Genomic DNA, 11,642 nt, shown 5'->3' on the forward strand with positions numbered 1-11,642 from the left:
TTAGGCTTGCTGAGGTTGAATCCATCCGCAAACCTCGAACATTGAAGACACCGCCGTGGCCGCTGACCTCGATCGCCGCAACAACCTGTCACTGGACAGCCTGAACTTTTTCCTCGCCGACGTGCGCGACGGCCTCGGCCCCTATCTGGCCATCTATCTGTTGGCGGTGCATCACTGGGAGCCGGCCAGCATTGGTCTGGTGATGACCATCGCCGGGGTCGCAGCGCTGATCACCCAGACACCCGCCGGTGCCTGGGTCGACAACAGCCGGCGCAAACGTGCGTTGATTGCGATCGCCGCGCTGGTGGTGACCGGAAGCTGCCTGGTGCTGCCGTTCGTGACGTCGTTCACTTGGGTGGCGCTGACGCAAACCTTGAGCGCAATGGCCGCCTCGATATTCGCCCCGGCCATTTGTGCGATTACCCTGGGCATGACCGGGCCACGGGCGTTCACTCGGCGAACCGGGCGCAACGAAACCTTCAATCATGCCGGCAATGCCTGCGCCGCACTGCTGGCCGGTATATTTGCCTACCTGTTCGGCCCGGTCGCAGTGTTCTATCTGATGGCGGCCATGGCTTTGGCCAGTGTCATTGCCATCACCTGCGTTTCGCCAGCAGCCATCGACCATGATCTGGCGCGCGGACTGGATCCAGCCGACGCCTGCCACCGCCAGCCTTCCGGTTTGTCGGTGCTGCTGAGCAACCGGCCGCTGTTGCTGTTCGCCATTTGCTGCGCACTGTTCCACCTCGCCAATGCGGCGATGTTGCCGTTGGTGAGTCAAAAACTCGCGCAAGCCAATTTGCAGATGGCCACCCCGTTGACTTCGGCCTGCATCGTGGCCGCGCAACTGGTGATGGTGCCGGCGGCATTACTGGTCGGGGCGAAAGCCGATCTATGGGGACGCAAGCCGCTGCTGCTGGCCGGATTCCTGATCCTGCCCTTGCGCGGCGTGCTTTATACGCTGTCGGACGACGCCTATTGGCTGGTCGCGGTGCAACTGCTCGACGGCGTCGGCGCCGGTCTGTTCGGCGCCTTGTTTCCGATCATGGTCAAAGACCTCACCCAGGGCACCGGCCACTTCAACGTCAGCCTCGGCGCACTGACCACGGTGTTCGGGCTGGGCGCGGCGCTGAGCAACGGCCTCGCCGGACTCGTGGTGCAAGAGGCCGGTTACAGCGCGGCGTTTCTGACCCTGGCCGCTATTGCGGCGGTGGCGGTAGTGTTGCTCGCGATCGGTGTTCCGGAAACTCAGCGCAGTGGCCGGCAAGCTGAAACCGGATTGGTCGAGGCCAGCACTGAATCTTCAGCGTAATCCATATCCCGTCCCTGCCCTCTCATCGCCGCCAAATCGTGTTTGCGCGGCATTAAAAATCCAGGACTCAGTGGATCAGGCAAGCAATCCAGAGGAATGCACTTCGGCGCCGAGGCGCTGATCGAGAGAATGTTCGTGCACAGGCTCAGACGAATAAACCCTCAATCGCAAGGACATTCCAGTGAAAGGTTTTTGCTTGGCCTTCGGGCTGCTCTTCAGTACTTTTTCAGCCATGGGAGCCGATATGTCGAACGGCGCAGACAACTTCTACACCAGCGATAAAGTGACCGTGGAAAAGGTCACCTTCAAGAACCAGTACGGAATGAAGGTCGCAGGCAATCTGTTCAGCCTGAAGAACCTTGACCCACAGTCAAAAAATGCCGCGATCATCGTCGGCCACCCGATGGGCGCAGTGAAAGAGCAAAGCGCCAATCTCTACGCGACCAAAATGGCGGAACAGGGTTTCGTCACGCTGTCGTTCGACTTGTCCTTCTGGGGCGAAAGCGAAGGACTGCCACGCCAGTCGGTTGCGCCGGACATTTATGCCGAAGACTTCAGCGCGGCGGTGGACTTTCTCGGCACTCGCCCACTGGTCGATCGCGAACGTATCGGTGTTATCGGTATTTGCGGCAGCGGCAGCTTCGCCATCAGCGCCGCCAAGATCGACCCACGTTTGAAGGCGATTGCCACCGTCAGCATGTACGACATGGGCGCCGCCAACCGTAACGGCCTCAAGCATTCGCTCACGCCAGCGCAACGCCAATCGATCATTGAACAGGCGGCGCAGCAGCGTAACGCGCAGTTCTGGGGCGGCCCGGTCCGCTACACCGGCGGCACACCGCTCAAACTCACCGGCAACGCGGTGGGGGACGAGTTCTACGATTTCTACCGCACCCCGCGTGGCCAGGTCACTCCGGCCGGTGCTTCGCCGCAGACCACCACCATGCCGACGCTGATCAGCAATGTGAAGTTCATGAACTTCTACCCGTTCAATGACATCGAGAGCATCTCCCCGCGCCCGCTGCTGTTCATCGCCGGTGCTCAGGCGCACTCCCGCGAGTTCAGTGAAGACGCGTACCAGCGCGCGGCCGAACCCAAAGAGCTGCTGATCATTCCAGGGGCCGGCCATGTCGACTTGTACGACCGGGTCAACCTGATTCCCTTCGCCAAATTGACCACGTTTTTCAGCCAAAACCTGAAGTAACGCCATCGTAGCGCTGCCAGCGCTTTAAAGCGCAGACACGACAAAGCCTGCTTTTCAGGGCAGGCTTTTCGTTTGCAGCACGTCAGCTTACTTCTGCTGAGCCGTCAACGCCGAATAGCTGTTCATCAGGTTGCGGTAGTTGGGGATGCGCTGCGACAGCAGATTGCCCAACCCTTCAATGTCGTTGCGCCAGTCGCGGTGCAGCTCACACGCCACCGAAAACCAGTTCATCATCTGTGCGCCGGCCTGAGTCATGCGACTCCATGCAGCCTGTTGCACTGTGGTGTTGAAAGTGCCGGAAGCGTCGGTCACCACAAACACCTCAAACCCTTCTGCCAGCGCCGACAAGGTCGGGAACGCTACGCACACATCCGTCACCACACCGGCAATGATGATCTGCTTGCGGCCAGTGGCTTTGATCGCCTTGACGAAGTCTTCGTTGTCCCAGGCGTTGATCTGGCCTGGACGAGCGATGTACGGCGCGTCCGGGAACATCTCTTTCAGCTCTGGCACCAGCGGGCCGTTCGGGCCTTGTTCAAAACTGGTGGTGAGGATGGTCGGCAGCTCAAAGAACTTGGCCAGATCCGCCAGGGCCAGCACATTGTTCTTGAACTCGTTCGGCGAGAAGTCCTGCACCAGCGAAATCAGGCCGGTCTGGTGGTCGACCAGCAGCACGATAGCGTCGTCTTTGTTCAGGCGGTTGTAGGTTGGAGTGGTCATGGTGTGCGTCCCTTTTCAATGTTGGAAAGTTGTTGTTGCGTTCAAGTTGTGTACAGGTTACTGACGCATCGAAAAGGGATAAATCGGTTGAAATGTGTTTCACCGTCAACCTGAACAGGACAATTCAACGACGGTGTTCTCTTCGTTCCCACGTTGAAGCCAGCAAATTCAGGGTTATTAGCTAATAACACCTTCATTAAACCGTCGCTCAAACGTTGTACTAGGATAGGATCCAAGTCTGCGGTTTTTCGTCGACCAAGGAGATCGTCGACAGGGCTGCAGACGTTTTTGAATTAACGCCTCTCAGGGATGACACGCATATGAATTCACACTTGTTCCCCCACATCGGCAAGGTCATCGCCAGCACCGGCAGCCGGCACTTTCCGCGCATGCTGCATGACCTGATCCTGACGCAACTGGCGGTCGACGCCACGCACATCCGGCAGATGCGTGTCGAACCAGTGGGCCGCGCGTCGAGCCGCAGTGAGCCGGAGCCGCTGAAAGAGCCGGCCCTGCTCGCCGAAACGGTGTTTTCCGAACACAGTGCGGCAGCTCACCATTTACAGAATCCGCCGGCCGCGACCAGTGCGGACGCCTCGCAACTGCACCTGACCCGGCGCAAGGACGGCTATCGCTACGTGATTTCGGTGTACCGCAACGGCGAGTCGCAACGCTTTTCCGCGCAGGAGCGCAGCCTGTTGCAGGACATCTCCCCGGTGCTGCTGCCGATGGTGGAAAAACACATCAACGCCCTGCAACCGGCCACCCCTGATCCACAAATTCCGTCCGAAGCAGCCGAAGGCAGCGGCCTGGAAACCTTGCGCCTGCGCTTTGACGAGCGCTTGGAGCAACTGGGGCTGAGCCTGTCCAACCGCGAAACTGAAGTCTGCGTCGGCCTGCTCGCCGGTCGCACGGCGCCGGAACTGGCGGAGCAATTGGCGTTGAAGGTCAACACCGTGGAGAGTTATCTGAAACGCGCGGCGATCAAGTTGGGCATCAGCGGGCGGCATTCGTTGATGCGCTGGATGTATTCTCCGTTGGAGACGTTGGCGTCGAGTGCGGCTTGATACACCGGGATTAGCGAAGGCTTGGCTTTTTGGGTGGTGTCAGTGAGATTCCCCCCTCACCCCAGCCCTCTCCCCCCAAGGGGGGCGAGGGGGAAAGTGATCTGGCTTAATGATTCTGGACACCCCTAAAGGGCGTTAATCTACGCCCAACGATGAGGTGTGATTTGACCAGACGATATTTTTCAACAGATTTCAAACGGGATGCGGCTTGCCTGGTTTTGGATAAAGACTATTCGGTGAGTGAAGCCTGTGAAGCAATGGGCGTGGGCCCTACAGCTCTGCGCCGCTGGGTTGAACAACTGCGTGCGGAGCGCAGCGGCAAGACGCCTGAGAAGTCCAAGGCCATGACCGTTGACCAACAACGCATCCAAGAACTGGAAGCAACAATTCGACGGATTGAGCGCGAGAAGGAAATTTTAAAAAAGGCTACAGCTCTCTTGATGTCGGATTCCCTCGATCGGTAAGGCTGGTCGAGGAGTTAAGCGAGCAATATCCAAGATCCGAGTTGTGTGGCGTGTTTGGCATCAACCGCAGCAGTTATTACGAGCGTCTGAAACAGCGGGCGAAAGTGCATGTCGGGCGCGATCGCCTAAAGATCAAGGCTGCCGAATTACATGAGCAAAGTCGCGGCTCAATGGGCGCGCGCAGCCTGTCAAAAGCGCTGTGTAACGAAAAAGAGTCGGTAGGTCGTTACATGGCTCGTAGCCTGATGCGCGAGCTCGGTTTGAAGAGCCAGCAACGGCGCAGGCATCGGTACAAACCCAGCGGTGCGGAGGCGCAATACGCCCCCAATCATTTGGAGCGTAAATTCAATGTCGAGGCCCCCAATCGAGTGTGGTGTGGCGACGTGACTTACATTTGGGCCGGTACTTACTGGGTTTATCTGGCTGCTGTACTTGATCTGCATGCCCGCCGCATCGTCGGCTGGGCGATGTCCAGAAGTCCGGATTCAGCTCTGACCTGTCGAGCGTTAAAGATGGCTTTCGAGTCGCGAGGACGCCCTGAAAACCTAATGTTCCATTCGGATCAGGGCTGTCATTACAGCAGTAAAGTGTTTCGTGAAACGCTGGCGGACATGCGCATAAAACAAAGCATGAGTCGACGGGGAAACTGCTGGGATAACGCTCCGATGGAACGTTTCTTTGGCAGTTTGAAATCTGAATGGATACCCAAGGCTGGCTACCGAAACGAAGATGAGGCCAGTACCGATGTATTGCGCTACCTGACCCATTATTACAATCGGATCAGGCTGCACAGTCACAATGGCTACCGAACTCCGGTGGACATGGAGGCCCTGGCGGCATGAAAAAGGGTAAAACCCTATAACCGTGTCCAGTATCGTTTGACCAGATCAAAGGGAGCCGATCTCGGTTGAGTTCGAAACTGAGTTCGACTTGGGAGCCGTTTCAAAACCTGAGTTCGACGCGATATTTCAGGTCGGCGTAGCTCGAAAGAACATCTCGGTCAGTCCCCTCTCCCTCTGGGAGAGGGTTAGGGTGAGGGCACTCCCGCGACGTGCTCCAATGCCTGATTCACCGCCAACTCCCCCAACATCACCACTTGCGCAATACCCAACAAGGTCTGGCGATGCGGCCCCTCCAGCATCCCGGCAAAATCACACAACATGACCGAGGCCGAGGCCAGCGATTCACAGGCGTTTGCCAGCAGGGATTCGGTATCGGTTTGCGGGTTGACCCGGAACATAGCGTTGGGCGTATAGGGCGTGGCCATGATGTTGGCTGCAGTAACCGGCGGATCGGATGTCTTGGACATAAGCTCAAACTCCTTCTGCGCAGCGAGGGAGCAGGCTCCCTCGCGCGGCAGTTTCGCAATTAGTTGGGCAAGCGCTGATTGTCGAGGACGCGACTCACCACCAATTCACTCAACATGATCACCTGCTGCAGGATCAGCATTTTCTTGCGGTGAGGGCTGTCGATCGAGTCGGCAAGGTCGCGGGCCATGTCACTGGCCGAGGACAGCGATTCGTAGGCTTCGACGAGCAGGGTTTCGTCGTCGACGGTGGGGTCAATCAGGTAGATCTTGCCGGTTTTGCGGGTGGGTTTTGAGGTTTTGAGCGCGGAAGGATTGAGGTAGAAATTGATCGCCCGTTCTGTGGCCTCTTTGATGTTTTGAGGTTCCAGTGCGGCGTCGTAGGGGATCGGGTCGGTGTCCGGAGGGTTCGGCGTAACTTTGAACATATTCATCTAATTCCTGAAATAGGGCCGCGACCGTTCTCTACTAAAAGAAGGGTGGCGGCTGTGCACAGGTTAGTAGACCGGTGGAATTAGCAAGACCGGCGCGCCCGAGGGCGCCCTGCGCACAACCACCATTGAGTGCAGGCAGAGACGCACCTGACTAAATGGAACTCATGCACTTACTAATACCAATCGGGCTACTAAACCCGACCACTGATAGGCAGTGGCAGGGAAACGATAGAGCCCATGGGATAAGCGCACAAGCCGGCGGATTCTGGCGTACGCGTAGGTAACGACGCAAGGTGTTGTAGGCGGTATGACGTAACGGTTCGTGTAATTTAAACGGGCAATCGGCGTTGTGTTTATTGATGGAAATTCTGGATGGCGGTGGTTCGAGGTTTTGCGGTGTGTCAGTGGGATTTACCCCCTCACCCCAGCCCTCTCCCTGTATGTACCGGAGACATGGTGGACAGGTGTTCGGAGACATGGTGGACACATTTTAATAGACACATTGCTCATCGCGAAGGAGATGGCCTGTGTCTTGGGAAGAGGTGTCCACCGTGCAGCTTCGTTCAGAATTCGTGCTGTTGGCTCGGCAAGAAGGGGCCAATGTTCGGCAGCTTTGCCGTCGATTCAATATCAGCCCAAGCACTGCCTACAAATGGCTCAACAGGTTTGAGACCTCAGGTGCAGAGGGATTGATCGATCAGTCTCGACAACCAAAGACATCACCCAAACGTTGCGCTGACGATGTTGAGCAGCAGATTCTGACCGTGAGTCAGGAGTACGCCGCTTGGGGCGCTCGCAAGCTCAAGCGTGTGCTGGAAGACGACGGCAAAGTGATGCCTTCGGTCAGTACCGTGCATGCGGTTTTACAGCGTCATTCGCGCGTTGATCCAAAGGCCGCTGAGATCAAACCGTTTATCCGGTTCGAGCATGAAGCGCCCAACGATCTTTGGCAGATGGACTTCAAGGGACATATCAGCCTGGCTCAGGGGCGTTGCCATCCGTTGACGATATTGGACGATCATTCACGGTTTTCGCTGTGCATCGCGGCATGCATTAATGAGCAGCGCCAAACCGTTCAGGAGCATCTAATCAGGACCTTTCGGCGTTTCGGCCTGCCTTTACGCATGACGATGGACAACGGTTCGCCATGGGGTGATCAGACAGGTGTTTATACCGCACTGGAGGTCTGGCTGATGAGCCAGGGCATCAAGGTCGGCCACTCCCGACCTTATCACCCGCAAACCCAGGGAAAGCTGGAGCGCTTCCACCGCAGCCTGAAAAGGGAAGTCCTGCAAGGCCAGCTCTTCATCGATCTGGACGATGCGCAACGGGCGTTTGATATCTGGCGTGAGATTTACAACCAGAAGCGCCCGCATCAAGCACTGGGCATGCAGGTTCCTGCTACTCGCTACAGCAGTAGCCCGCGGGAATATCAGGAGCAACCGGCGGCGCCTGAGTACGATGATGGGGATGTGGTCAGGAAGGTTCAGGTGAAGGGCGAGATCTACTGGGGCAATCGTGAATACACAGTTGGAAAGGCATTTTACGGGAGGTCAGTGGCTATCAGGGAAACGACGGAGGACGGCATCCACGATGTCTACTGGAGTAGACATCGTATCGCCCGAATCGACTTGAACTTGCAGATCGTGACGGCAGGTAAGAAGATCTAAAACCGTCCACCATGTCTCCGAACATGTGTCCACCATGTCTCCGGTACATACACTCCCCCAGGGGGGGCGAGGGGGAAAGGGAGCCGATCTTTGTGCTGTTCAAAACCTGAGTTTGGCTCGGTATCCCACGTCGGTGTACCTCGAAAGAACACCGAGATCAGTCCCCTCTCCCTCTGGGAGAGGGTTAGGGTGAGGGCAATCCCGCGACGTGCTCCAATGCCTGATTCACCGGTAATTCCCCCAACATCACGACCTGTGCAATGCCCAGCAGATTTGATGAGGGTCAGCCCTTAATCCCGCGCCAACGCCTCAATCGGATCAAGCCGCGAAGCATTCCGCGCCGGCACAAAGCCAAAAACAATCCCGATCAACGTCGAACACACCACCGCCGTCAACACCGACCCCAGCGAGAACACCATCTCCCACTCCTTGATAAACACCGAAAACAAATGCCCGATGGCATACGACAAGGAAATGCCAATCGCCCCGCCCAACAAACAGACCATCACCGCCTCCACCAGAAACTGCTGACGAATGTCCGACTGCCGCGCCCCCACCGCCATCCGAATACCGATCTCGCGGGTCCGTTCGGTCACCGACACCAGCATGATGTTCATCACCCCGATACCGCCGACCACCAGGGAAATCACCGCAATCAGCGACAGCAGCAACGCCAGTGAGCGGCTGGTTTTCTGCACGGTCTGCAAGACGCTGTCGAGGTTGTTGGTGAAGAAATCCTTGGTGCCGTGGCGTTGCAGCAGCAGTTGGGTGACGTGTTCTTCCACCACTTTGCTCGGCTGGCCGTCCTTCATGCGCACGCTGATGCTGTCCAGATAACGCTGGCCCAACACCCGCCCGGCGGCGGTTTCGTAGGGCACCCAGACGTTGAGGGTCTTGCCCGAGGCAAACAGGCTTTTATCCTGCGCGGCCACGCCGATCACTGTGCACGGCAGGTTGCCGATCAAAATCACCTGGCCTAACGGGTCAACATCCTGCCCGAACAGACGCTGCCGGGTGTTGTGATCGATAACCACCACCTGCGCCTGCCGCCGCGCATCGCTTTCGCTGAACGGGATGCCGGCGGCCATTTTGATCCCGCGCACTTTGAAGTACTGATCGCTGACGCCGTTGACCTGCGCATCCAGATCGATATTGCGATAACGCAACAACAGACTGCGGCCAATCATCGGCGTGGCGCTGTCGACGTAGTACAACTGATTCAGCGCGGTGACGTCGGCCGGCGTCAGGGTTTCAATGGCGGCGGCACGTTTGTCGCCATAACTGCTGCCGGGATAGACATCGATGGTATTGCTGCCAATCGCCGCAATGTCCTTGAGCACGTAGTTCTTCGCGCCCTCCCCGACCGCCGAAATCGACACTACGGAAGTGATGCCAATGACGATGCCGAGCATGGTCAGTAAGGTGCGCATGCGATGGGAAATCAAAGCCACCCAGGCCATGGCGAACGCTTCTTTGAATAGCCCGAGACTGGCGACCAGGCGACGCGAAGCGGTGGCTTTCGGTGCCACCGGTTCTTCGCTGAGCAGGTGCGTGGTATCGCGTTCGTTGCTGCGGTCGCTGAGGATTTCGCCGTCGCTGACTTCGATGATGCGCTCGGCATTGGCCGCCACTTTCGGGTCGTGAGTGACCAGAATCACCGTGTGCCCCGCCGCGTGCAGCTCCAGCAGGATGCGCATGACCTCCTTGCCGCTGGCCGTGTCGAGGGCGCCGGTCGGTTCGTCGGCGAGGATCACTTCGCCGCCGTTCATCAAGGCGCGGGCGATACTCACGCGCTGTTGCTGACCGCCGGAGAGCTGGCTCGGCCGATGCGTCAAATGGCCTTCCAGACCCAGTCGCGCCAACAACTCACGGGCACGGGCATGGCGTTGAAGCTGTGGCGTACCGGCGTATATCGCCGGCATCTCGACGTTGTGCATCGCGCTCAAATGCGGCAGCAAGTGGTAACGCTGGAAGATGAAACCAAAGTAATCGCGGCGCAGCTCGGCCAGGGCCTGATTGTCCAGATCGCGGGTTTCCTGGCCGTTGATCCTGTAGCTGCCGGCGGTGGCGTAATCGAGGCAACCGAGGATGTTCATCAGCGTCGATTTGCCGGAACCGGAGGCACCAATGATCGCCACCATTTCCCCGGCATTGATCGTCAGATTGATGTTGTTCAGCGCGAGAAACTCGCGGTCGCCAGCGGTGAAACTGCGGGTGATGCCGGTCAGCTGTAGCAGTGGCTCAGTCATGCTCAGGCCCCCGCCACATTGTTCACCGGATCACCGATCACCACGCGGTCGCCTTCTGCCAGACCGGCGTTGATCTGCACTTTGACGTTGTTGTTGATCCCGGTCTGCACATTGCGCGACTGCGCGTGGCCCTTGGCGTCGAGCACCCGTACCGGAAAACTGCCATCGGCATTGCGCGGGCCGAGCGCCGCCACCGGCACGGTCAGCACCGACTTGGCGGTGTCGAGGATAATGCGCACCTGCGCGGTCATCGAGATGCGCAGGCGATGATCGGGATTGGGTACCTCGAACAACGCGTTGTAGAACACCGCGCTGCTTTGCTTAGGCGTGCCGGCGGGCGGTGTTTCAAGAAAGTTCTGCGGCGCCGGGTCCGTGCCGCGCAGTTTCGCGTAGTAGCGTTTGTCCTCGCCGAGAATGGTGAAATACACCTCTTGCCCCGGGGCGATGTGAATCACGTCGGCTTCGGACACCTGTGCCTTGACCGTCATGGTGTCCAGATCCGCCAGTTTCAGCAGGACCGGTGCCAATTGGCTGGCGATCACGGTCTGGCCTTCCTGAGTGACCACGCCGACCACATCGCCATCAATCGGCGCAACAATCCGTGTGTAGGCCAGATTGACCTTGGCCGTGTCGATCTGGATGTGCGCGCTTTTGATCTGCGCATCCAGCGACATCAGATTGGCCTGTTGCACCTGATAATCCGACTCGGCGTTTTCAAAGTCCTGGCGCGAGATCGACGCGTCGTCCTGCAAGTTCTTGTAGCGCTCGTAAATCGCTTTGGTCTGCCTGAGCTGAGCCTGGGTCGCACGTTTTTGCGCTTGCAGGTTTTCCTCATCAACCTGGGCCTGGCGCAAAGTGTTCTGCAACACCAGCGGATCGATTTCCGCCAGCCACTGCCCTTTCTTCACCTTGTCGCCAACCTTGACCTTGAGCGACTTCAATTGCCCCGACACTTGCGCGCCGACGTCCACTTGCTTGATGCCTTCGAGCAACCCGGTGGCGAGCACCGCGTTTTCAATGTCACTGCGTTCCACCGGCGCGGTCAGGTATTGCGGCGCCTCGGCCGGTGCCTGCACCGTGTAGAACGCCAATCCCGCTACTGCCACTAACGCCAAACCCATACCGACTTTGCGCAACTTCGACTTTTCCATAATGACCACAAGTCCGTTCAGGGGTGAACCCGGCCAGCGGCCGGGCTCTGGTAGATAAACAACAA

General features: G+C 58.1%; 10 protein-coding genes and 1 pseudogene. 5 read left to right on the forward strand and 6 right to left on the reverse strand.

The genetic code is table 11. From position 1 onward, the window contains the following. The first annotated feature begins 55 nt into the window (after positions 1-55). Together J0G10_RS17865 and J0G10_RS17870 are read left to right on the forward strand one after the other, a co-directional pair. Complete coding sequence (locus J0G10_RS17865) at positions 56-1,312, forward strand: MFS transporter (protein ID WP_095047879.1); 1,257 nt, start codon at positions 56-58, stop codon at positions 1,310-1,312. Positions 1,313-1,544: 232 nt separating this feature from the next. Further along, entirely contained in the window at positions 1,545-2,516 is a 972-nt protein-coding gene (locus J0G10_RS17870; RefSeq protein WP_220558876.1) for an alpha/beta hydrolase, read from the forward strand. Positions 2,517-2,603: 87 nt separating this feature from the next. Here J0G10_RS17870 and ycaC read toward each other — a convergent pair whose 3' ends face one another. Beyond that, positions 2,604-3,236, reverse strand: coding sequence for an isochorismate family cysteine hydrolase YcaC (ycaC, locus tag J0G10_RS17875; protein ID WP_007915995.1), 633 nt, complete (start codon positions 3,234-3,236; stop codon positions 2,604-2,606). A 320-nt stretch (positions 3,237-3,556) separates the two neighbouring features. On the opposite strand from ycaC, the gene J0G10_RS17880 reads away from it, so the two are divergent. Beyond that, the gene (locus J0G10_RS17880) at positions 3,557-4,303 is read left to right on the forward strand and encodes a response regulator transcription factor (protein WP_220556373.1); all 747 of its coding nucleotides are present in this window, start codon (positions 3,557-3,559) and stop codon (positions 4,301-4,303) included. Between the two features lie 152 nt (positions 4,304-4,455). Further along, positions 4,456-5,609 (forward strand): IS3 family transposase gene (locus tag J0G10_RS17885; protein WP_407082800.1). Its coding sequence is split into 2 segments (ribosomal slippage): positions 4,456-4,729 and positions 4,729-5,609, totalling 1,155 coding nucleotides; the frame shifts between segments, so codons are not numbered across the junction. A gap of 185 nt (positions 5,610-5,794) precedes the next feature. Here the strand turns inward: J0G10_RS17885 and J0G10_RS17890 are convergent. Then, positions 5,795-6,076 carry a DUF6124 family protein gene (locus tag J0G10_RS17890; RefSeq protein WP_320413091.1) on the reverse strand — a complete coding sequence of 94 codons (282 nt, stop codon included), beginning with the start codon at positions 6,074-6,076 and terminating at the stop codon, positions 5,795-5,797. Positions 6,077-6,135: 59 nt separating this feature from the next. Then, positions 6,136-6,501, reverse strand: a complete 366-nt coding sequence (locus tag J0G10_RS17895) for a DUF6124 family protein (RefSeq protein ID WP_095047882.1) — start codon at positions 6,499-6,501, stop codon at positions 6,136-6,138. A 533-nt stretch (positions 6,502-7,034) separates the two neighbouring features. Here J0G10_RS17895 and J0G10_RS17900 point away from each other — a divergent pair. Continuing rightward, positions 7,035-8,177 carry an IS481 family transposase gene (locus J0G10_RS17900; protein ID WP_220556126.1) on the forward strand — a complete coding sequence of 381 codons (1,143 nt, stop codon included), beginning with the start codon at positions 7,035-7,037 and terminating at the stop codon, positions 8,175-8,177. Positions 8,178-8,361: 184 nt separating this feature from the next. Here J0G10_RS17900 and J0G10_RS30320 read toward each other — a convergent pair. The 3 genes and pseudogenes from J0G10_RS30320 to macA form a co-directional block, all read right to left on the reverse strand. After that, a pseudogene (locus J0G10_RS30320) lies at positions 8,362-8,448 on the reverse strand (DUF6124 family protein); the annotation flags it as partial. A gap of 19 nt (positions 8,449-8,467) precedes the next feature. After that, positions 8,468-10,426, reverse strand: coding sequence for a MacB family efflux pump subunit (locus J0G10_RS17905; RefSeq protein ID WP_095047883.1), 1,959 nt, complete (start codon positions 10,424-10,426; stop codon positions 8,468-8,470). A gap of 2 nt (positions 10,427-10,428) precedes the next feature. After that, complete coding sequence (gene macA / locus J0G10_RS17910; RefSeq protein WP_220556375.1) at positions 10,429-11,577, reverse strand: macrolide transporter subunit MacA; 1,149 nt, start codon at positions 11,575-11,577, stop codon at positions 10,429-10,431. Positions 11,578-11,642 lie beyond the last annotated feature (65 nt).

The sequence above is a fragment of the Pseudomonas germanica genome (assembly GCF_019614655.1).
Classification (GTDB): Bacteria; Pseudomonadota; Gammaproteobacteria; order Pseudomonadales; family Pseudomonadaceae; genus Aquipseudomonas; species Aquipseudomonas neuropathica.